Consider the following 20468-nt stretch of genomic DNA (forward strand, 5'->3'; position numbering starts at 1 on the left):
GACCGCACTCGAGCCGCACCGAGCCCCCGGCTCCGTGGGAAAACCGTTTTCTGACTCGGACGTAACCCTCCTCTCGGGGTACCGTTCGATCAGACGATCGTGGGATCGGTCTGATCAACCGACCAACAATGTCGTGTCGGTCACATAACCTGAACCCGAGGCAGATTCGCCCGTCCGCCACGCGTACGCCCCACCCCAGGACACGCATCGACGTGACCGGCAACCAGCCGCTCCGCGCGGCGAACCCCGCCGCCTCCCCCGCGGCACCCGCTCACACCCCGCACCACTGTGCGCAGCAAGTACGGCGCAGGAGAAAGGAAGTCGAATGACGACCGACTTCACCGTGGACTCGAACATCGACGACTCCTGGCGCCGCTTCCAGCATCACGTCGGCGACCGCCTCGCCGGTCTCCGGCCCGGATCGACACTGACCATCCAGCAGGACCCCGAGATCCCCGAGGGACCGCACGGCAAGCTGGTCTTCACCGTCACCGGCGCCAACCGCCTGCGCTGCACGCTGGACGACTCCGACCTGCATCCCACCGAGGAGTACTTCCTGGAGCATCTCGAGATGCTCCGGGCGATCGGCTGGCGGCGGCTGCGCAACGGCACCCACATCTACGAGGTCGGCCGCCGTCGGGTCGACGAACTCGCCCAGGCCGCCGTGGCGACCCTGCGGACGGTGTGGGAGGTCGTGCACCCCGCGTTCCTCGACCACACGCCGGCCCCGCGGACCGAGCCGCAGATCGAGGTCGCGGTCCAGCCGCATGACGCCGATCACCTGCGTGCGCTGCTGGTCAGCTCGCTCGAGGACCTCACCGGCTGCGAGATCCAGACCGACGCCGACGGCGACATCGCGCTCCCGACCAAACCGGTGTCGTCATGGCTGAGCCCTCGCACCGACTCGCCGCGACTGGAGTTCTTCGCCCGACTCGCCGGCGACATCGCCGACCGGCGACACGCCGCCGACGTCGTCGCCGCGCAACCGACCATGGGTTCGGCGGTGCGGCTGCACCTGCTGCAGGACGAGGTGTTCGCGACCCTCACCCTGGAGTGCGCCGTCTACCACCCGCACAACCTGAGTGCCGCGCTCGCCGAGTGGTTCGGCTTCCTCGCCGACTGCGCCCCCAAGGTCATCGACCAGATCACGCAGTGCGAGCCGGTGCGCGCCGAGACCGACGACCGCCTGCCCGACGCGCTGCAGACCCTGCTCGAACTCGACCCCGACGGCCGGTCCCTCAGCGCCCGCGAGGTCGCCAAGATCTGCCGCTACAGCCAGGCCGACATCCTGTCGTACATCCACACCTGCGAGGAGCAGTACCTCTCCTGGCGCCGTTCCGCGGTCGACGCCGCCGCGGCCGCCGACTCGGCGGAGGCCGATGCGTGCCGCCACGAGGCCGACGCATGGCGGGCCACCACGCACAACCTGCGCGCGGCGTTACGCGTCGTGGTGCTCTCCGACGACGTCCCGGATCGGCGTCCCACCGCCAAGTGACGCCTGCGTCGTGAGGTAGTCCACGCGGACGATTTGGTCCCGTCTCGGGGGTCAGGACCCGGCAGGTGCGCTATATCGGTAGGGGATCCCCGGGTGATCAGGCCCGACACCGATCGGAGCATCCGATGACGCTCATCACCGACCGTCGCACGCTGACCTTCGCATTCCCCGATCTCGGTTCCGACGCCCGACTCCACGTGACGTTCCGGCGCGCCCCGCGCATCTCCGGTGCCCGCGACCTGCCGAAACTGACCTCCGACACGATGCTGGACCTGGCGCAGGGCTCCCCTACGGGCGACGCCGACGCCGTCATCCCGATGTGGCAGTCGGAGGCGCTGTGGATCGACTTCAGCTCCCCGCACCAGCACCCGTTCCTGGTGATGGTCGCGATCGACGGGATCAACGCGATCACCGGCGCGACGTTCACCGGGCGGCCCGACTTCGCCGCCGACGACTACATCGAGGTGCCGACGCAGCCGGCGCTCGCCTGGTACCGGACACCGAGCGGCGGCCATCGGCAGTTCGTCGCACCGTCGACCCGCGCCTGCGCGCGCGCCGACCCTCGCGGCCGGCTCCTGGAGTTCACCGTCGTCCCGATGCGCGCCGACGCCTGGGCGCGACGCCGTCGTCACACCTCGGGTCCGCAGGACTGCGTGCTGTGCGACATCTCGCGGGCCGAACGGGCGCGGGCGACGCCGCGGTCCGCGCCGACGCGGGTGCTCGGCCCGCTCGAATCGGCCGACACGTGGCATCCCACCCTCTCGCGGTCGGGGGCGGTGCGGATCGTGAACTCCGTGATGTGGCGGGCGTTGACCGGCGGCCCGCTCCGGCGACGCCCGTTGACCTCGGTGGACTACATCCACCGTCGGCTGCCGTGGTATCCGACCTACAGTGAGAACCCGGTGCACTCGTCGCCCCTGTAGGGGCGACCGGCGCCCTCGGTGAGATCTCACGCAGGTGTCCTGACGGCGTCGTAGTATTCGGATCCCGCGGGTGCGCCGACCGGCGTCCGACCCCGCCGGAACCCCCGAGATCGTCCAGACCGCACACAGCGAGGAGCACGGATGTCCCCCGATTTCGATGCCGTCGTCGAAGCGGCATGGCGGGACTTCACCGACACCCTGGCGGCGCGGGCACTCCGTCTCGCCCCGGGACAGACACTCACCGTGATGGAGGCCGCGGCTGGCGGCTGGCGCCGCCGGATGACGTTCGCGGTGGCCGGCCCCGGGCGACTGCGCTGCACCATCTCCGCGGGCGACCTGACGTGGACCGACAAGGACCGCTGGATGCGTCAGGCGACGCACATCATCGACCGCGGCTGGTGCCGCCTGGAGGGACGCAGTTCGTTCTGTTACGAGGTCGATGCGCGCGTGCACGTCGACCTCGCGCGGGCGGCGGTGCGGGCGCTGCGCGAGGTGTGGGGTGTCATCCACCCGTCGTTCGTGAGCATCGGCGACCCGTCCTACGCCCGACATCAGCTGATCCCGAACGCCGACCTGGAGACGACGGGCCCCCTCGACACCGGTGCCGTCGCGCACGAGGGCTCGCCGGGCGCACACGCTCTCGACCCCCGGACCGACCCCGACGCGCAGACCAATGCCGACACGATCCGCTTCGCTCCCCTGCCGAGGCCGCTCGATGCACCGGTCGACGACGGGGTGGCGCCGCGGTCGGTGGAGCATCTCGTCGAGCTGGTCCGGGCGGCGATGGCCGCGGCGGGCCGGCCGATCGTGATCAGTCCCCGCAACGCGATCTTCCTGCGCTCCTCGGTCACGACGCTGATGCGCCCGGCGCGCGACGCGAAGGCGCTGGAGATCGTGACGATCCTGAGTTCGACGGTGCCGCCACCGTCGGTGCTCGGACTCCTCGTCACCGAGTTCTCGCCGCGCTGGCCGGAGATCTCTGTGGTGGTGAAGAACGGGCTCGTCTATGCGCAGCGCCGAATCGACGTCGCGGTGTTCAGCCCCGCGAATCTCGAGGTCGCACTACGCCGTTGGGACGAGTTCACCCGCACCGCGCGCGGCGAGATGATCGCCCGGCTCGAGGGCCGGCATTCGCCGCTGCGGTGTCGCGGGGAGCGCCTGCCCGCGGTGCTGCGGGCGCTGGTGCGGGCCAAGCAGAAGCGTCCGGGGTCGACGCTGTCGCCGAACACGGTGCTGGTCGCCTGCCAGCGCGATCCGGCACGGGTACACGAGTACTTCGACATCTGCGCCACCGAGATGCGCGAGTGGATGAACAACCTGGAGTCCGCCCGCAAGGCCGAGCTGGGCGAGGAGGAGATCGCGTTCTGCATGGCCGAGCACCGCGCCTACGCCGAGATCGCGCAGCTGCTCCTCAGCGCGATGGAACTCACCTGATCGCGTGCCGCACCCGGGGGCTCACGTGGTGGACGCGTAGGAGAGGTGGACCACCCCGTTGTCGAAGGCCTCGGAACCGACCAGCGTCAGCGGGACGCCGGCGAGCCCGTCGAAGAGGCGAGCACCTGTCCCGAGGACCACCGGGTAGACGAGCAGGTGCAGCTCGTCGACGAGCTCGTCCCGCAGCAACGCCCGGACGAGCGTGCCGCTACCGCTGACGTAGAGGTCGTGTGAGTTCTTGAGCTCGGCGATCCGGGCCGCGTCATACGGACCGAGGACCTCCGAGTTCTGCCAGCCCTCGGCCCGGGTGAGTGTCGAGGAGACCACATACTTCGGGGTGTCGTTGAAGAACGGCGCACCGGGGTCGTCGTCGACGGTGCGCGCGGACCAGGCCGGAGCGAACATGTCGAAGGTGTTGCGGCCGAGCAGGATTGCGTCGCACGCGTCGGTGATCCCGCCCACGACCTCACCCATCCGCTCGGTGAATCCGTACGGCATCGTGAACCCGGGATCCTCGTAGCTTCCGTCGACGGTGATGAATTCGTGGACGTGGATCTTGCCCATGAGTGGTCTCCTCACGCTCGCATTATTGATCGTGGCTCACGGTGACAGACCCGACACAACGCCGGAACTCATCGGAGCGATGCACCGTCTGCGCCGAAACAGCCCGCGCCACGGGGCCGTTCGGTTATCGTTCGGCGCAACAGGCGCAGCGCAGCGACCCGGTTCAGGAGGTTCGTCATGGCCACCGTCCACACCGTCAACGGTTCCGTCGACTCCGGGGATCTCGGCAGAGTGCTCGTCCACGAGCACATCTTCATCGTCGGTGAGGAGTACCGGCAGAACTACCAGGACGACTGGGACGAGGACGCCAAGGTCGCCGAGGCCGTCGCCGCACTGACCGAGCTGAAGCAGCTGGGGATCGACACCATCCTGGACCCGACGGTGCTGGGCCTGGGCCGCTACATCCCGCGGATCAGGCGGATCGCCGAACAGGTCGGCCTCAACATCGTCGTCGCGACCGGGTTGTACACGTACAACGACATCCCGTTCCAGTTCCACTACGCCGGCCCCGGACTGTTGTTCGACGTCCCGGAGCCGCTGGTCACGCTGTTCACCAAGGACCTGACCGAGGGCATCGCCGACACCGGAGTGCGCGCGGCGTTCCTCAAGTGCGCCATCGAGGAGCCGGGCCTGACACCCGGGGTCGAGCGGGTGATGCGGGCGGTCGGGCGCACCAGTGCCGAGACCGGCGCCCCGATCACCGTCCACACCAACCCGCACACGCAGTCCGGGCTCGTCGCGCAGAAGATCCTCGCCGAAGAGGGTGCCGATCTCACCAAGGTGGTCATCGGGCACTCCGGCGACAGCGTCGACCTCGACTACCTGATGCAGCTCGCCGACGCCGGGTCGATCCTGGGCATGGATCGTTTCGGCCTGGATCTGTTGTTGCCCTTCGAGAATCGCGTCGACACCGTCGCCGAACTCTGCAGGCGCGGCTACGCCGACCGGATGGCGCTCTCCCACGACGCGTCGTGCTTCATCGACTGGTTCGACCACGACGCCAAGGTCCAGACCCTGCCGAAGTGGAACTACCGCCACATCAGCGAGGACGTACTGCCCGCGCTGCGCGAGCGCGGGGTGAGCGAGGACGACATCACCACGATGCTCGTCGACGTTCCCCGACGGTACTTCGAGTAGGTCGGACGGGTTCTCAGCCCTTCAGCGACCGCTGGTAGCGCCGCATGCCGCGCAGCCAGCGGTCGTAGTCGGCGCCCTTCTGCCGGTACATGTCGAGCACCTCGGGGTGCGGCAGGATGAGGAACCGTTCTTCGGCGACGGCGCCCAGCACCATCGCGGCCACCTCGCCGGGGGTGAGCACCGCACCGGCGGTCTCGACGGCCTTGCGCATCAGCTGCTGATCGGCGGTGACCGAATCATCCTCGGGGCGCAGCAGTTTGGTGTCGACGCCCATCGGGCACAGGCAGCTGACCCGCACCCCGTCGTCGCCGTGGGTGATGTTGAGCCATTCGGCGAACCCGACCGCGGCGTGCTTGGAGACCGAGTACGGGGCGTTGCCGATCTGGGTGAGCAACCCCGCCGCCGACGCGGTGCTGACGAAGTAACCGCCGCCGCGCTCGATCCACTCGGGGACCATTCGCCGCGCCGCCCGGATGTGCGCGCGCAGGTTGACGTCGAGGGCCAGATCCCACATCGACTCCTCGGTGTCGAGCCCTCCGCCGCGGCCGATGCCGGCGTTCGCGAAGTAGAGATCGACGGGTCCGAACTCCTTCACCGCGAGGCGGACCGTCGCGTCGATGTGGCCCTCGTCCGACGCGTCACCTGCGATGGCGACCGCGGAGTCACCGAGTGCGGCCGCGACCTGCTGCGCCGACGCGTCGTCGAGGTCGGTGACGACGACCTTGGCCCCCGCCTCGACCAGGGCGTGCGCGAGCGCACCGCCGATCCCGCCTCCACCACCGGTGACGATGGCAACCTTGCCCGCGACGTCCATTCGATCTCCTTCGATCGTTCACCTTCGCTAAGAGTCCTACCAGAGCGGTGTGGGGCAGGTCTCAGCGGGTCGGCCGCGAGGTCACAACGAAATCGCCTGGTCGCCGGTCTTTTTCGCCCGAGCCGTCTCCATCAGCCAGTAGCCGAGGCCCGCGGTGAGGCCACCGGCCAGCCACGACAGGTCGACGCCGCCCAGGGCGACCGCCGCGGGTCCCTGCATGACCTCGAGCATGCCGTACATGAACATCCAGGTCATGACGATGCCGAGCGCGAGTGCGACGAGCGCGGTCGGCCGGACCATCGGCAACGGGCTGTCCGCCGGCTTCGCGAACAACGACGGGGCGTCGATCTCTCGACGCGCGACGGCGAACCAGTGCACGAGAACGACGGCGCCCCAGGGGGAAAGCCACCCGACGATGCCGACGAGCCAGCTGTCGATGGTGGTCGCGAAGTCGCTGTTGAGCACGAAGTAGACGACGATCGCCATGGACACGACGCCGATGATCGCGTTGAGGACGCGACGGTGGACGTGGATGTCGAGCGCTTGCGTCGACACTGCGCAGGTGTAGACGTTGAGGATGTTGGTCGCCAGCGGACCGTGCACCACGAGGAGCAGGACCGGCAGCGCGAGAGCACCGTACGCGTCGACGATGATCCGTCCCGGGTCGGTCGAGTCGCTCAGCGTGGCCAAGGAGGCACCGAGGACGCCGAGCCAGATGACCGGGATGAACTGGCCGAGGGCGCTGGCCAGGAACAGCCTGCGGGACGGCACTTCTCGTGACACGAAACGGGAGTAGTCACCGGCGTAGCCCAGCCAGGTGAGCCCCCAGCCGATCCCGATCGCGGTCATCACCGCGGTGATCGCGCCGAAGTGGGCGGAGCCGGTCAGATCGGGTGCGGTGCCCTGACCCCAGTTGACGTCCAGGCCGATCGAGGCGACCAGGGTCATCAGCAACAGGATCGCGACGGTCGGCGGTACGGTCCAGCGTTCGAAAGCGGAGATGGCCCGGTAGCCGAACCACGCGATCGTCACCTGGACGACCATGATGATCGCCGCGACGAGGATCTTGGCGGCGTTGTTGTCCAGATCGGGGTCGACGACGCCGAGTTCGCCGAGCAGGGCCATCACCAGATCGAGCACGATCCAGGTGTTGACCGCGCACCACCCCATGCAGACCAGCGCCTGCACCGCGGCCGGCACGTAGGCGCCGCGGCGTCCGAACACCGCGCGCGACAGCACCATCCCGGTGACGCCGGTCTTCTGGCCGATGATGACGAAGGTCCCGAAGATCGACATGCCGATGAGGTTGCCCACGACGAGCACCGCGACCGTCTCCCACAGGCCGAGACCCATCTGCACGCCGAGGGCGCCGAGCACCCAGTTGATCGGGGCGATGTTGGCGCCCGCCCAGATCCAGAACTGTCCGCGCAGATCGTGGGTCTTGGCGGACTCGGGGATGGGTTCGAGCTCGGATTCGAACCGCTCGAGCGGGTTCGGGCCGGAAGCCGAAGAGGTCGCGGCGTCGAGTGCGGTCATGGGATCCGTCCAGGGGTCTGTTGGCCCGAAGTTCGGGTCATGGTTGATACGTGCTCGCGCGCCGGTGCGCTGAACACTCATCGTGGTCGGTCGCTGCCACCCGGCGACACATACAGATTGCTCGGCCGTCAGCATCGATGATGGACATTCTGTCTGGTGGTCGGCCGGTTCGCACGACAACGCCCGGTCACCGGGTCCTCGACTCCTTTCCCCTGATCAGACGGCATTCCGCCGTTGCCTCCCCGGACCGCACGCGCGGTGTCACACTGGGCCGATGACGGGTCCCGCACCGACCTCACCGCACATGACGTCGCTGGGCGGCGCGGGCCCGGTCTTCGAGAACGACCTGGGCAGCGTGCAGGCGGTCGATGCCGACGCACTGCCGATCCTCCACCGTCTCTCGGCGAAGCGGATCGTGTTGCACCCCGGCGCGATGCGGGAACCGCAGTGGAACGTCGACGCCAACCAGTTGGCGTACGTGGTGCGAGGGCAGGTCCTCGTCGCGATGCTCGGGAACGCCGACGAGTTCAGCTCGTTCGTCGTCGACGCCGGCCAGATGTACCACGTGCCGTCGGGCGCGGTCTACCACATCGAGAACGTCGGCGACGACACCGCGGAGATCGTCCTCGCCCTGCGAAGCGCACGGCCGCGGCACTTCTCGCTGCGCGACAGCATGTCCGCGATGACCGACGAAGTGCTCGGCAATACCTACGACCTCGCCGCGTCGGCCTTCGCGGGATTCCGTCGTCCGCCGGCGGAGCAGATCGTGTCTCGGCGCAACGGGACCACACCCACGGTGACCGACCGGCTCCCCAACGCCCACCTCTTCGACGTCGAGGGTCAGGTCGCCCCCCTCTCCTACGCCTACGGCTCGGCGCACCTCGCGCGCAGACAGTTCTGGGCGGCGCTCGACGACATCTCGATGTACTCGTTGCGTGTCGCCGACGACGGGATGCGCGAACCCCACTGGCACCCGGTCACCGCCGAGATGGGATACGTCGTCAGCGGTGCCGCCCGGATGCGGGTCCTCGACCCCGACCTGACCTGCGACGAGTACGAGTTGCGCACCGGCGACTTGTATTTCGTCCCGCGCGCCTACCCGCATCACATCGAGGTCCTCGGCGACGAGGGTTTTCACTTCGTCATCTTCTTCGACCAGCCGACGCCCGACGACATCGGCTACCGCGCCACCGCGAGTGCGTTCTCGCGGGAGGTGCTCGCCGCCACGTTCGACATCCCGGAGAGCGAACTGCCCGCGTTCCCGTTCACCCCGATCGATCCGCTGATCGTGCGCCGGCGGAACCGGTAGGAGGGCACAACGGACAGGCGGCACAACGGACAACGAACCGGTGGCGACCAAACGTCGCCGGCACGCCGGGCATGGTCGGCATCTCGCCGGTACGGAGTCGGTGGCGATTTGCTCCCTCGTCGGGACAGGGCGGAGACATGGTCCGACCACCCTCGTCGGTGCCGCTCAACACCGGGCGGCCGACCAACAAGGAGACAACCATGCAGATGACTGTCCCGTACACCAAGCAGATCCTGTCCGCCCTCGCCGGCACGGCGGTCGCCGCCGGCGCACTGACGGGGGTGTTCGTGGCCGCCGGCACCGCATCCGGCCAGCCGGCGAACGGCCCCGACAACGTGCCCAGCTGCCTCGAGTTCGTCAACCCCGACGGCACGAGCAAGCCGATGCCGCCCGGTGTGGAGGCGTGCGCGCCGGTCGACATCTACGCGCCGGGGCTCACGCTCGCGCAACGGATCGCGTTCGTGAACCCGGAATCGCCGCGGTACGACGCGATCGTCGCGGACCTGAAGGCCAAGTACCCCGAGTGACCCCGGCGCGCCACTCACCGGCGCGGGGTCTGCGCACGTGACCCCGCGCCGGTGCTCAGGCCTCCTCGGGGAGTTCGGCGAAGTGCGCGGTGAAGACCGTCAGATCGCCCTCGCGGGAGTACCGCACGTCCCCGCCGAGCAGCTGGGCGTTCTCCCGCGCGATCGCCAGCCCGAGACCCACGCCGCCACTGCGGGTACGCGCCTCGGCAACCTTGTGGAGCCGCCGGAAGATCGGCTCCTCGTGGCCGGGCGGAACCCCCGGGCCGTGATCGGTCACCCGCACCTCGGCGCCGCGCCCGGGGGTCCCGGCCGACACCGTCCCGACCGACACCGTGACCGGTCCCTCGCCGTGGCGCAACGCATTTCCCACGAGGTTCGTCACCACCGCGACCACACGTCGTGGATCGGTCCGGAGCGACACCTGCGGGCCGTCGACGACGACCGACGACCACCCGCGACGATCGAGCGCCTGGCGGACCAGCGCGGTCAGGTCGACCGTCTCGGGCCGGATCTCGGCGATCCCGGCGTCGCGGCGCGTCATCTCGAGGAGATCCTCGACGAGCGCGGCCAGTGCGTCGATCTCCTGGCCCACCAGGCGGGCAGCGCGCCCGGTCGCGCCGTCGTGCGGACCGTGCTCGCGCAGTACCTCCGCCGCCGGGACGAGCGCCGCGAGCGGGCTGCGCAGTTCGTGGGAGACGTCGCTGACGAACCGGCGGGACCGCTCCTCCTCGCGGCTCAACATGGCGATCACCTCGGCCTTGCGGTCGAGCATCGCGTTGAACGTGTCGGTCACGTCCCGCAGCTCGGACACCGACGTCGAGGGCAGACGCGCGTCGTCGGCGCCGGCGACGACCGCGGCGGCGGACTCCCGCAATCGCGCCAGCGGCCGCGTGAGCAGACGTGCGAGGACGAGACCGACGATGCCGCCGAAGACGATGCCGCCCACCGAGAACAGCGCGATGAGCAGTCCCAGTTTCTGCAACCGGTCCGAGACGTCGGCGAGTGGCGAGATCGTGTACACCGTGGCCGCGTCGACGCCCTCGGGCAGCACCCTCGCCGGCAACGAGTGACCGATCAGCACCCTGCGCCCGGGGAGCCTGGTGAACCGGTAGCCGATGTGCACGTCCCGCAGCGATTCGTCCATCTCGGCCGACACCGCGGCGGCCACCCCGTCGCCGGACCGGACCACCCGGCCGTCGACGAGCAGCGCCCAGTCGGGGTTCAGTTCGTTCAGGGGCCGATCGTCGTCGAAGGCCGACATCTCCTGCCGGAACACCGCCAGCGCCGACTCCTGCGCATCCTGATACACCCAGTCCCGCACCAGGAGTGCCGATGCACCACCGGTGACCAGCACCGCCGCGCAGACACTCAGAATCGTCCCGAGGATGACCCGCAGGCGGAGGCTCACCGATCTCCCCGGTACCGGTAGCCGAACCCCCGGACGGTCTCGATGCGGGTCTCCTCGCCGGGACGGTCGAGCTTTCCGCGCAGCCGGAGGATGGCGTTGTCCACCAGACGTGAATCACCGAGGAAGTCCTGGTTCCACACCATGGCCAGCAGCTGCTCACGACTGAGGACCTGGCCGACGTGATCGTCGAAGGCGAACATCAGTCGCTTCTCGATCGGGGTGAGCGGCAGGGGCTCCCCGTCCCGGAAGACCTCCGCGACGACCGGGTCGACGACGATGCCGGTGTCACGCGAGGGCGCCTCGACGACGGTCGCTCCCGGCGTCTCGGCGTGGACCACGCGCCGCATCGCGGCCTTGATGCGGGCATCGAGTACCCGGGGACTCACCGGCTTGACCACGTAGTCGTCGGCGCCCGCCTCGAGGCCCGCGACCGTGTCCACGTCGTCGGAACGGGCCGTGAGGATGATGACGGGCACCGGACTCGTGGTGCGGATCCGGCGGCAGATCGCGAAGCCGTCGTCGCCGGGGAGGCCCAGGTCGAGCAGCACCGCATCGGCTGCCGCGACGCGATCCTCGAGATCGGCGCAGGCACCGGGGAGGTGCGACACCGAGTGGCCGAGCAGTTCGAGCGCGAGGGACAACCCCTCCACGATCCTCTCGTCGTCCTCGATGAGCAGTAGAGTGGCCACCGGGTTCCCTCCGTTCGCAGATCATGAGCCGCCGCCACGCTAGGCGGGCCGATCACCACCACGGCACGATCTTGTCACCGATCGCGAACCAACCGTGTCGCAATTCGGTCGCAGATCCGGCCGACGAGGGAACTCCCGGCGGGTTCTACTACTTCACGTCGTCGACGTCGTCGATGTCCGCCGCCGACGCGTCGGTGATGATGTCGAGGACCTTCGGGTACTCGGGGGCGGTGGCCGTGACGATCGACCCGTGGTTGCCGTTCGGGATGAGCACGGCCTTCGCCTCACCGCCCTGCTTCAACACGGCGTCGACGTAGCGTCGTGAGTTCTCCGGCGACACCATCCGGTCGGCGGTGCCGTGGATCGCGACGACCGGGGTGTCCGGGTCGATGTTCTGGATCGGATCCACCGACGTGTAGCGGTCGGGCACCTGGCTCGGGCTGCCGCCGAGGACCTTGACGATGCGGTCGTCGCCGTGGGTGGCGGCGTAGACCATGTCGAGCGGACCGGCGAGGGACACCACGCGGGTCGGCCGGAACTCGGGCCGCGAGCCGACCTCGTCGTCGTCGAGCTTGTGGCGGGTACCGCCCCACACCGCGAGCTGGGCGCCCGCGCTGTGCCCGACCACGAGCTCGTCGTCGGTGGTCAGCTGCGGGAACCGCCGGTCGACCACGGTGACGTGGTCGAGGGCGTTGGCGACGTCACGGAAGGTCGTCGGCCACCCTCCGCCGGAACCGACGCGGCGGTACTCGATGTTGTAGACGGCCATGCCGCGTTCGGCGAGATCCCGGGCGAGCGGCTCGAACACGTCGGCGCCGAGCCGGCTCTGCCACGCGCCGCCGTGGATCAGGACCACGAGCGGGATCGAGTCGACGCGCTGCTCGCCGGCCGGCAGGTAGAGCTCGGCCCAATTCTGCTTCGGGTCGGCGTTCTCGGTCGGGTACTGCAGGCGGTGGACCGTGATCTCGTCGAGGACCTCGACCGGTTCCGACGGCGTCGGCTGTTGTGCAGCAGCCTGATTCGCACCACCCTGTGACGCCGGGTCGGAACCCGATCCGCCGCACGCGGTCAGCCCGAGGACCGCCACGGACACGACGCCGAGCAGCCGCAGCCCGACGACCGCACCCGATCGTCGGGGTCGATTCACCGTCGATGACGCAATCACCCTGTGCCCCCTCACTTGACGGTCAGCGGTACGCGCGTGGTGGCCGCACCCGCGTGGACGGTCGCTTCGAGCGGCGTCCATCCGGTCCAGATGTTAACCGGCACATCGACGCTCGCACCCGGCCGAAGGGTGACCGGCGTGCCGGTGGCCGCGTAGCGGTCGGCGAAGGTGTCGCTGCGCTCGACCGCGAGCCGGACCTTCTGCGCGCGGCCGGTGGTCTGCACGGACACCCCCGCCGCCGAGGTCGCGCCGACCGACGCGGATGAGTCGGGACCGACCGCAAGCTGGGACGTCTCGACGCTCACCGACCGCAGCGAATCCTCGGTCACGATCTGGAAACCGGTGGTCGTCGGCGCCGACGAGGTCACGCCCATCGCGTGGCGCACGGGGTCGACGTCGATCGTTGCGGCGGCCCCGGACGGGACCTCGAGATCGTTGACGCCCACGGCGCCGCCGGCGCTGAACGCCGCAGCGCGGATGTCGGCGGTCTGCCCGGCGGAGACACCGTCGATCACGATGCGGAAACGCTTGCCGGCGGGGACGGCGAATCGTGCGGTGTTGTCGTTGTTGAACAGGACGTCCCGGTCGACGCCGGGGATGGGGTTGCCGGACAGGTCGGTGACGCGGACCTTCCAGTCGACGTCGCCGCGGCCCCGCGCGCCGCCGTTGGTGTCGGAGACGACGACGAAGGTGTCCTCGGACCCGAGATCGGGGTCGACGTGACGCTTCAGGATCGTCGACAGCGGTACCAGGACCATCCTGTTCTTCGGAGATCCCTGGAACAGCATGATCGGGTCGGACGGCTTGGTGGCCGTCGAGTAGTACCAGGTGTCGGCCTCGGCGTCGGCGACGATCATCTTCTCCACACCCGGGAAGTTGTTGTCGTAGATGACGATGCCGTACTTGCCGTCACCGAGGTCGCGGAGCGCGATCGGGGTGACCGCGTGGCCCTCCTCCTGCGCGTCGTCGGTGAAGATCGCGAGAATGTGGTTGTCCCCGCGCGCCCACGCCGCACGCAATCTCGACACCGTCTCGGCCACCGAGGATTCCGACATGGCCGCGGTCGTAGGCGCGAAGGCCTGCGTGATGAAGAGGCGGGAGATCAGCTCGTCCAGCGGACCCGACGGTTGCATGTCGTAGACGGTCTGCCACGGCATGGCCAGCGGGAACTTCTCGAGTCGGCGGGTGGAGTACAGACCGGCCAGGGCCGCCATGCCGAAGCAGTGCCCGCCGCTCATCGAGGCGTTGAACTCCTCCTGCATGAGTTCGGCAACGGTCGTCGGCGAGCAGATGCCGGCCACGATGCGGGCGCACACCTCGTCTCCGAAGACCGCGCGAAGACCTTCGACGGTGACGCCGCGACGGTGGAGACCGTCATCCGGACCCCAGTTCTCGAAGGAGAAGCCGTCGCGCTTCACGTCGAACGCGGAATGTGCGACGACCTTGCCGTCGGTCGGGTCGACGAGGGGGACCGCCGCGGCCCGCTCCGTTCCGCCGACGGTGAGCGTTGCCGTCGCGGCCAGTGCGAGACCGATCGCAGAAAGACGTGCTGACCTGCGAGTACACCGCTTCCCGATTCGCATTGCAAAACATTAACCGACAAAAGGTGCAATCCCCGCCGTCCGGTGGGGACATGGCATGCGCCTTGGGGTCGACGGCCCGGAATTGGCGGTGGGGCTGCGCGACGGTCGTGCCGGTCGTCCGAGTGGGGTGTCGCCGCTGCCACATCGGTGGCTCCCTGATCCGCGGACCGGGCCGGTGTTTCCGATATGAAGTACCGGTGTCCGAACGAATCGCCGCCGACGCACCTCGCCACGTTGTCCGGGGGTGGATCTGATGCGCGTCGCCGTGATCGGGGCGGGCGCTGCCGGCTCGCTCGTTGTCTTACACCTCGCTCGACTCGCCGCGGACCGACCTGCCTCGGAGCCGCTCGACATCGTCGTGGTGGATCCGCTCGACGCGGTGACCGGTCCGGCGTTCGGGACGACGGACGAGGCGCACCTGCTGAACGTGCCGGCGTCGGGGATGTCGGTGGTCCCGGAGGAGCGGTTCGACTTCGTGGAATGGTGCGTCGCCGAGGGCCTGACGCCGCGCGACGGCGCCACCTACTTCTTCGCGCCGCGCATGCAGTGGGCGCGGTACCTGCGGGCCCGGCTCGACGCGGCACTCGCCGACGCCGGTGACCGCCTCCGGCTTTCGCGGATACGGTCCACCGCGACCGGCGTCGAGGCGGCCCGCGACGGAGTGCGGGTGGACACCGCGGACGGATCCGCGGTCGACGCGGATCGGTTGGTGCTGGCGACCGGGCTGTCCGGCGTCGGGGACGACTGGGCGCCCTGCGACCTGACCGGCGTCCGCCGCTACATCGGGGATCCGTGGCAGCCGGGCGCACTGGATGAGGTCCTCGCCGACGACGGTGACGTGTTGGTCGTCGGCACCGGGCTGACCATGATCGACGTGGCGATCAGCCTGCTGGGCTCCGGCGCGGATCGTCGGGTCGAGGCGATCTCGCGGGGCGGCCGGCTCCCGCGTCGCCACGCGGACCGCTACCTCGGTGAGGTCGTCCCGGACATCTCGACCTGGGGTGACAGTCTCGACGAGATCCGGGCCGCGGTCGCCACGCATGTCGCGAGAGCCGAACGGCTCCTCGGCAACTGGCGGCCCGGCGTCGACGGTGTGCGCTATCGGGTGGCCGAGCTGTGGCGCCGTCTGAACGACGACGACCGCGCGACGTTCGCGCGGGAACTGGCCGGACACTGGGGTGTTCACCGGCACCGGATGCCGCCGTCGAGCGGTGTGTTCGTCGACGAGGCCCGCGCGGCCGGGCGCCTGGCGGTGCGGTCCGGACGGGTCACCGACGTCGACGCCACGACCGACGCGATCACCGTGCGCATCGGAGACGACGAACGCACCTACGAACGCACTTACGCCTACGTCGTCAATTGCACCGGGCCCCGGACGGATCTGCGGCGCTTGGGCAATCCCGTGCTGGACTCGCTCTTCGCCGGCGGGCTGGCCCGCACCGACTCGCTCGGGCTCGGACTGCTCACCGACGACGGCCGCGTGCTCGACGCCGACGGTCGGCCGGGTCCGATCTGGGCGTTGGGCTCGCTCCGGCGCGGCGAGCTGTGGGAGACCACCGCGATCCCGGAGATCCGGGAGCAGGCGCGCGACGTGGCGAAGTCCCTCCTCGACGCCGTGCGCCGGTGAGGGACTCCGCTCCGTCGCGTGCTCGGGTCCGGGTCAGGTCGCGCTGACCAGCACCGCGACGCCGAGCCAGATCAGGACGGCCACCTTGATCACCTCGATCGCCACGTAGACGAGATGTGCCGAGCTGCGCGGGCCGTCGTGACCGGCGAGCACCGCGTCGGACCGTTTGGTGAGCACGGGCCGGACCGCGACGAGCTGGACGACGAGCGTCCCGATGGCGATCCCGGCGGCGATGGGCACGGCCACCCCGGCCCGGCTTCCGAGGATGACCGCGACCAGGATGACCACTGCCCATACGGATTCGGCCGCGTTCAGCGCGCGGAAGACGATCCGGCCGATGCCCAGGCCGAGCGGCAAGGTGATGCCGGGAGCCCGGAACTTCAGCGGCGCCTCCAGGAACGAGATGGCGAGAACCATACCGAGCCAGACGAACGTGGCCGCGGTGACGACCGCTCCGGCGGTGCTCATCGCGCACCCGTCCGCAGCAGTTCGGGACCGAAGGTCTCGTAATGGATGCGGCTCTCGTCGATGTCACGGTCGAGGAAGGCGTCCCGCATCGACGACAGGAATCCGCCGGGGCCGCAGAGCATGACGTGGGAGTCGGGATGGATCTCCACGTTGTCGAGCGACATCTGGCCGACGCGGACGGTGTCCGACACGACATGGGGCGAGGTGTTCTCGTACCACTGGATCAACGTGCCCGAGGGCAGCGAGTCCACCAGTGCGGCAAGCATTCCGCGGTGCGGCTGCCGGTTGCGCGACCGGTCGGCGTGCAGCACGGTGACCGGGCGGTCGTCGCGCTTCTCCGACAGCGCGGTCAGCAGGCCGATGACCGGGGTGCAGCCGATCCCGGCCGAGGCCAGCAGCAGCGGCGCGTCGTCGTCGGGCAGGACCAGGTCGCCGAACGGGGTGCTGACGTCGAGTACATCACCCTCGAAGACGTGCTCGTGCAAGTGCTCCGACACCTCGCCGGCGAGCTTCACGCTGAAGCGCCAGGTGGGTTCGGCCGGCGAACCGGTGAGGCTGTACTGCCGGATCTGGCGGGCGCCGTCGGACAGCGGGACCTGGACCGAGATGTACTGTCCGGGACGGAAACCCGGTAGCTCGCCGTCGACCGCGGCGAGGGTGAGGGCGATGGTGTCCGGCGAGACCTGGGTGCGCTCGACGACCCGCGCCCGCCGCCAGACGTTCCCGCCCGGGACACCCGCGTCGTCGTAGAGCCGGGATTCCTTCGTGATCAGCAGATCGGCCATGTCCCAGTACAACTGGTCCCAGGCATCGGCGACCTCCGGGGTGACGGCCTCACCGAGGACGTCGACGATGGCGGCGAACAGGTGCTCGTGCACGACGTCGTACTGGGCCGCGGTGACGCCCAGGGAGGCGTGCTTGTGGGCGATGCGGTCGAGGATGAACCGCTGCCGCCTCACGTCGGGTTCGAGCTGCAGGCGGGCGAATGCGGCGATCGATCCGGCCAGGGCCTGCGGCTGCTCACCCGACTTCTGGTGGCTACGGTTGAAGAGGTTGTCGAGCAGGTCCGGATGCGCGGTGAACAGCCCCCGGTAGAAGCGGGGCGTGATCTCGCCGAGTGCGCCCTCGACGGCGGGCAGGGTGGCCGCGATGGTGGCGCGTTGGGTGTCGGACAGCATGAGAACTCCTTTGTTCACTGCTCATGGGTGATGAACCGGCGGTTGCCGGTGGTCTTTGGGTGGCTACGAGTCGGCTGCCGGCACCACGTCGGCCACGGGGCCCCCGGCCGACGGGTCGGGAACCCTCGGTGACAGCGACAGCAACACCGCCGAGGTCGGCTCCTTCGCCAGTTCGGCCACCGTGAGGCCGTCGAGACTGTCGTAGAACGCCCGGACCGCGCGGGCGAGCGCTCTGCGCAGCCGGCACCCGGCCCGGAGCGGACACGGTTGTGGTCCCTCACAGTCGACGACCTCGCCGTCACCTTCGAGGGAACGGGCGAGCCAGCCCACGCGCGCCTCGCGTCCGAGGTCGGTGATCGTGAGCCCGCCCGCCCGTCCTCGACGCGCGTGCACGACGCCCATCTCCGACAGCCTGCCGACGACCTTGGCGACATGCGTGTACGGGACGGACAGTTCGGCCGCGAGGTCCTTGGTGGTGAGAGCGACCGGGGCAGAGGTCTGTTCGGCAGCCACGGCGAGCCGCATCACGACGCGGAGGCCGATGTCGGTGAAGCGCGTCAGCTGCATGCCGCAAGTAAAACACAAATTGGTACCGCTGATACCAATTAATGAGACGTGTTCTGGCTCACTGTGATACCGGTGGCCCGGGCACGGGCGATCATCGTCGTCGCGTTGTCGACCGCGGCGCACCCGGGATCGTTGTTGAAGTAGACGTAGACGTCGGCGTCCTCGTCGAAGGTCTCCGTGAGCCGTTCGAGCCAGGTTTCGAGGGCGCGCGCCATAGCTCATCGGTCGCCGCGCGGTGCCCTCGTGGAGGCGGAGGTAGCCGAAGTCGGCGGTCCGCCACAGCGGGGTGAGGATGCGGCTGCGGCGGTCGGCCCAGCACAGCGCGGCGTCGTGCCGGGCCATGACCTCCCGAACCTCGTCGGTCCACCAGGACTCGTGACGGGGCTCGACGGCGACGCGAACGTGGGGTGGGAAGAGTCCGAGTGTCGCGTCGAGGTCCTCGGTCCGCGCAGGCAGATCGGGCGGGAGCTGGATCAGGACCGGGCCGAGACGATCACCCAGGCCGGTGGCGCGGGTCAGGAATCGCTCGACCGGTTCCGCCGGGTCGCGCAGGCGCTTGACGTGGGTGAGGTGGCGGCTCATCTTCACCGCCATCCGGAAGCCGGCCGGCACGGTCTCCGCCCAGGTCTCGAACACCGACTTGTCGGGCAGGCGGTAGAAGGTGCTGTTCACCTCGGCCGTGGTGAAGTGGCGGGCGTAGAAGGGCAGCCACTGTTTCTGCGGCAGCTTCTCGGGATAGAACGCGCCGCGCCAGTCCTTGTACTGCCAGCCGGAGGTGCCGATATGGAGCACCTCGCCGATGCTACGCAGATATGTCGTTGACAGACGCAACGCCTTCGGTGACCATCGTCGACGTGCCGCTGGATATGTCGTCGCCCACCGGGCGTGAGGAGGTCGCCGGCGCCGTGCGCGCCGACGCTTGAGTGCCCTGCCCCGACAGGCGCGGGTGACCGCATCGCGGACCGCGCCGGTCGACGCGCACCCTCTCTTCCTCCCCTACGACACCAGAGGTGTACTCACCCATGCATGCCCTGACCGATGCGCAGATCCGTGCGTCCTTCGTCAACGCCACACTCCGCGAACGCAAGTCGCTGACCCTCCCCGTCGGTTTCGACGAATTGAACTGGGAGCGTCTCGATTTCCTCGGATGGCGCGACCCCAAGCAGCCCCGGACGGGCCACCTGGTGATCCCCGTCGACGACGACCTCGTCGGCATCATGCTGCGGCTCGGCGGTCGCCAGCCGCGCAACCGCCAGCTGTGTTCCTTCTGCGAGGACGTGCTCCTGCCGAGTGACGTCGCGTTCTTCAGCGCCAAGCTCGCCGGGCCCGCCGGACGCAAGGGCGACACCGTGGGCACCCTCGTGTGCTCGGACTTCGCGTGCTCGGCGAATGTGCGGATGAAGCCGCCCGCCCAGATGGCCGGATCGGACCCCGAGGCCGTTCGGCAGCAACGGATCCGGTCACTGCAACTGCACCTCGACGGGTTCGCGCGGCGGGTGCTGGATCGGTAGCGACGGCCGCGATCCGGTTGCTTGCGCCCGGGAGCGGGCGTGCGAGCAACCGGGTCCCGTGCTGGTGTCCGAATGCCATGACAGCGCACACCCGGCCGGAACCGGCCGAGCGCAGACCGGATCGAACGCAGAAAACCGGATCGCGACTGCGATCCGGTCTTCTGTGAGCTTGCGCTCGACTGTGGGCGAAGGGGGACTTGAACCCCCACGTCCCGAAGGACACTGGCACCTGAAGCCAGCGCGTCTGCCATTCCGCCACTCGCCCGTGGCCACCGGTCGCCCGGCGGGCATCTCGTCGGAGGCTTTCCTCCAACGCCTGGACGACGATAACAGCACTCCCCCACGACTTCAAAACCAGGGTCCCCACCTGGGGTTCGGCCACCGCGAACCGTGCCGTCGATCGGCCGGTGACTGGCCACGACCCTGGGGCAGGTGTTACACACGGTGAACCAGTTGTCGCGGTGGCACAGTTGTCCGTTCTTGTCGCTATCATCAAACAAGGCCAGATGCACGGCGACACGCTCGAACAGCCC

18 protein-coding genes, 1 tRNA gene and 1 pseudogene are annotated in these 20468 nt (G+C 69.3%); 8 read left to right on the forward strand and 12 right to left on the reverse strand.

Annotation, left to right across the window (positions count from 1 at the left end; translation table 11 throughout):
* The first annotated feature begins 325 nt into the window (after nt 1-325).
* The 3 genes from ABFT43_RS20220 (at nt 326) to ABFT43_RS20230 (ending at nt 3852) form a co-directional block, all read left to right on the forward strand.
* Nucleotides 326-1495 (forward strand): TY-Chap domain-containing protein, encoded by a 1170-nt coding sequence (locus ABFT43_RS20220; RefSeq protein ID WP_347962072.1) that lies wholly within the window; start codon nt 326-328, stop codon nt 1493-1495.
* A 125-nt stretch (nt 1496-1620) separates the two neighbouring features.
* Nucleotides 1621-2418, forward strand: a complete 798-nt coding sequence (locus tag ABFT43_RS20225) for a hypothetical protein (RefSeq protein WP_347962073.1) — start codon at nt 1621-1623, stop codon at nt 2416-2418.
* Nucleotides 2419-2559: 141 nt separating this feature from the next.
* On the forward strand, nt 2560-3852 hold the full coding sequence (locus tag ABFT43_RS20230; protein WP_347962074.1) for a TY-Chap domain-containing protein: 1293 nt from the start codon (nt 2560-2562) through the stop codon (nt 3850-3852).
* Between the two features lie 21 nt (nt 3853-3873).
* On the opposite strand, the gene ABFT43_RS20235 is transcribed toward ABFT43_RS20230, so the two are convergent.
* Complete coding sequence (locus ABFT43_RS20235) at nt 3874-4416, reverse strand: dihydrofolate reductase family protein (protein WP_347962075.1); 543 nt, start codon at nt 4414-4416, stop codon at nt 3874-3876.
* Nucleotides 4417-4593: 177 nt separating this feature from the next.
* Here ABFT43_RS20235 and ABFT43_RS20240 point away from each other — a divergent pair, with 177 nt between their 5' ends.
* Nucleotides 4594-5553, forward strand: coding sequence for a phosphotriesterase family protein (locus ABFT43_RS20240; RefSeq protein ID WP_347962076.1), 960 nt, complete (start codon nt 4594-4596; stop codon nt 5551-5553).
* Between the two features lie 13 nt (nt 5554-5566).
* Here ABFT43_RS20240 and ABFT43_RS20245 read toward each other — a convergent pair whose 3' ends face one another.
* Both ABFT43_RS20245 and ABFT43_RS20250 read right to left on the reverse strand, forming a co-directional pair.
* Complete coding sequence (locus tag ABFT43_RS20245) at nt 5567-6367, reverse strand: SDR family oxidoreductase (RefSeq protein WP_347962077.1); 801 nt, start codon at nt 6365-6367, stop codon at nt 5567-5569.
* An 81-nt stretch (nt 6368-6448) separates the two neighbouring features.
* Nucleotides 6449-7903, reverse strand: a complete 1455-nt coding sequence (locus ABFT43_RS20250) for a purine-cytosine permease family protein (RefSeq protein ID WP_347962078.1) — start codon at nt 7901-7903, stop codon at nt 6449-6451.
* Between the two features lie 274 nt (nt 7904-8177).
* On the opposite strand from ABFT43_RS20250, the gene ABFT43_RS20255 reads away from it, so the two are divergent.
* Together ABFT43_RS20255 and ABFT43_RS20260 are read left to right on the forward strand one after the other, a co-directional pair.
* The gene (locus tag ABFT43_RS20255) at nt 8178-9212 is read left to right on the forward strand and encodes a cupin domain-containing protein (RefSeq protein ID WP_347962079.1); all 1035 of its coding nucleotides are present in this window, start codon (nt 8178-8180) and stop codon (nt 9210-9212) included.
* A 200-nt stretch (nt 9213-9412) separates the two neighbouring features.
* The gene (locus tag ABFT43_RS20260; RefSeq protein WP_347962080.1) at nt 9413-9739 is read left to right on the forward strand and encodes a hypothetical protein; all 327 of its coding nucleotides are present in this window, start codon (nt 9413-9415) and stop codon (nt 9737-9739) included.
* A gap of 55 nt (nt 9740-9794) precedes the next feature.
* On the opposite strand, the gene ABFT43_RS20265 is transcribed toward ABFT43_RS20260, so the two are convergent.
* The 4 genes from ABFT43_RS20265 to ABFT43_RS20280 all read right to left on the reverse strand — a co-directional run bounded on the left by ABFT43_RS20265 (nt 9795) and on the right by ABFT43_RS20280 (nt 14584).
* Nucleotides 9795-11147 carry a sensor histidine kinase gene (locus tag ABFT43_RS20265; protein WP_347962081.1) on the reverse strand — a complete coding sequence of 451 codons (1353 nt, stop codon included), beginning with the start codon at nt 11145-11147 and terminating at the stop codon, nt 9795-9797.
* Nucleotides 11144-11836, reverse strand: a complete 693-nt coding sequence (locus tag ABFT43_RS20270) for a response regulator transcription factor (RefSeq protein ID WP_347962082.1) — start codon at nt 11834-11836, stop codon at nt 11144-11146. The genes ABFT43_RS20265 and ABFT43_RS20270 overlap by 4 nt, the downstream gene beginning before the upstream one ends.
* Nucleotides 11837-11984: 148 nt before the next feature.
* Nucleotides 11985-12983, reverse strand: a complete 999-nt coding sequence (locus ABFT43_RS20275; protein ID WP_457590197.1) for an alpha/beta hydrolase family protein — start codon at nt 12981-12983, stop codon at nt 11985-11987.
* A 29-nt stretch (nt 12984-13012) separates the two neighbouring features.
* Nucleotides 13013-14584: a hypothetical protein gene (locus ABFT43_RS20280; RefSeq protein WP_347962083.1), complete on the reverse strand. Its 1572-nt coding sequence runs from the start codon at nt 14582-14584 to the stop codon at nt 13013-13015.
* A 253-nt stretch (nt 14585-14837) separates the two neighbouring features.
* Here ABFT43_RS20280 and ABFT43_RS20285 point away from each other — a divergent pair, with 253 nt between their 5' ends.
* Nucleotides 14838-16211, forward strand: coding sequence for an FAD/NAD(P)-binding protein (locus ABFT43_RS20285; RefSeq protein WP_347962084.1), 1374 nt, complete (start codon nt 14838-14840; stop codon nt 16209-16211).
* Between the two features lie 33 nt (nt 16212-16244).
* Here ABFT43_RS20285 and ABFT43_RS20290 read toward each other — a convergent pair whose 3' ends face one another.
* From ABFT43_RS20290 to ABFT43_RS20305, 4 genes and pseudogenes are all read right to left on the reverse strand, one after another.
* The gene (locus tag ABFT43_RS20290) at nt 16245-16679 is read right to left on the reverse strand and encodes a hypothetical protein (RefSeq protein WP_347962085.1); all 435 of its coding nucleotides are present in this window, start codon (nt 16677-16679) and stop codon (nt 16245-16247) included.
* Nucleotides 16676-17857: an FAD-binding oxidoreductase gene (locus ABFT43_RS20295; RefSeq protein ID WP_347962086.1), complete on the reverse strand. Its 1182-nt coding sequence runs from the start codon at nt 17855-17857 to the stop codon at nt 16676-16678. Before ABFT43_RS20295 ends, ABFT43_RS20290 begins: the two co-directional genes overlap by 4 nt.
* Nucleotides 17858-17920: 63 nt before the next feature.
* The gene (locus ABFT43_RS20300) at nt 17921-18424 is read right to left on the reverse strand and encodes an RrF2 family transcriptional regulator (RefSeq protein WP_347962125.1); all 504 of its coding nucleotides are present in this window, start codon (nt 18422-18424) and stop codon (nt 17921-17923) included.
* A 38-nt stretch (nt 18425-18462) separates the two neighbouring features.
* Nucleotides 18463-19216, reverse strand: a pseudogene (locus tag ABFT43_RS20305) (DUF72 domain-containing protein).
* A 230-nt stretch (nt 19217-19446) separates the two neighbouring features.
* On the opposite strand from ABFT43_RS20305, the gene ABFT43_RS20310 reads away from it, so the two are divergent.
* Nucleotides 19447-19935 carry an FBP domain-containing protein gene (locus tag ABFT43_RS20310; RefSeq protein ID WP_347962087.1) on the forward strand — a complete coding sequence of 163 codons (489 nt, stop codon included), beginning with the start codon at nt 19447-19449 and terminating at the stop codon, nt 19933-19935.
* Nucleotides 19936-20117: 182 nt separating this feature from the next.
* On the opposite strand, the gene ABFT43_RS20315 is transcribed toward ABFT43_RS20310, so the two are convergent.
* Nucleotides 20118-20200: transfer RNA gene (locus ABFT43_RS20315), tRNA-Leu, on the reverse strand.
* Nucleotides 20201-20468: the final 268 nt, after the last annotated feature.

The organism is Gordonia aurantiaca, assembly GCF_039939235.1.
Lineage (GTDB): Bacteria > Actinomycetota > Actinomycetes > Mycobacteriales > Mycobacteriaceae > Gordonia.

What these genes read in the sequence shown, in the direction of transcription:
- ABFT43_RS20245 (WP_347962077.1), bottom strand. Translation starts at nt 6,367, where the DNA reads ATGGACGTCGCGGGCAAGGTTGCCATCGTCACCGGTGGTGGAGGCGGG.
- ABFT43_RS20250 (WP_347962078.1), bottom strand. Translation starts at nt 7,903, where the DNA reads ATGACCGCACTCGACGCCGCGACCTCTTCGGCTTCCGGCCCGAACCCG.
- ABFT43_RS20260 (WP_347962080.1), top strand. Translation starts at nt 9,413, where the DNA reads ATGCAGATGACTGTCCCGTACACCAAGCAGATCCTGTCCGCCCTCGCC.
- ABFT43_RS20235 (WP_347962075.1), bottom strand. Translation starts at nt 4,416, where the DNA reads ATGGGCAAGATCCACGTCCACGAATTCATCACCGTCGACGGAAGCTAC.
- ABFT43_RS20225 (WP_347962073.1), top strand. Translation starts at nt 1,621, where the DNA reads ATGACGCTCATCACCGACCGTCGCACGCTGACCTTCGCATTCCCCGAT.
- ABFT43_RS20220 (WP_347962072.1), top strand. Translation starts at nt 326, where the DNA reads ATGACGACCGACTTCACCGTGGACTCGAACATCGACGACTCCTGGCGC.
- ABFT43_RS20310 (WP_347962087.1), top strand. Translation starts at nt 19,447, where the DNA reads ATGCATGCCCTGACCGATGCGCAGATCCGTGCGTCCTTCGTCAACGCC.
- ABFT43_RS20280 (WP_347962083.1), bottom strand. Translation starts at nt 14,584, where the DNA reads ATGCGAATCGGGAAGCGGTGTACTCGCAGGTCAGCACGTCTTTCTGCG.
- ABFT43_RS20285 (WP_347962084.1), top strand. Translation starts at nt 14,838, where the DNA reads ATGCGCGTCGCCGTGATCGGGGCGGGCGCTGCCGGCTCGCTCGTTGTC.
- ABFT43_RS20290 (WP_347962085.1), bottom strand. Translation starts at nt 16,679, where the DNA reads ATGAGCACCGCCGGAGCGGTCGTCACCGCGGCCACGTTCGTCTGGCTC.
- ABFT43_RS20240 (WP_347962076.1), top strand. Translation starts at nt 4,594, where the DNA reads ATGGCCACCGTCCACACCGTCAACGGTTCCGTCGACTCCGGGGATCTC.
- ABFT43_RS20295 (WP_347962086.1), bottom strand. Translation starts at nt 17,857, where the DNA reads ATGCTGTCCGACACCCAACGCGCCACCATCGCGGCCACCCTGCCCGCC.
- ABFT43_RS20255 (WP_347962079.1), top strand. Translation starts at nt 8,178, where the DNA reads ATGACGGGTCCCGCACCGACCTCACCGCACATGACGTCGCTGGGCGGC.
- ABFT43_RS20230 (WP_347962074.1), top strand. Translation starts at nt 2,560, where the DNA reads ATGTCCCCCGATTTCGATGCCGTCGTCGAAGCGGCATGGCGGGACTTC.
- ABFT43_RS20300 (WP_347962125.1), bottom strand. Translation starts at nt 18,424, where the DNA reads ATGCAGCTGACGCGCTTCACCGACATCGGCCTCCGCGTCGTGATGCGG.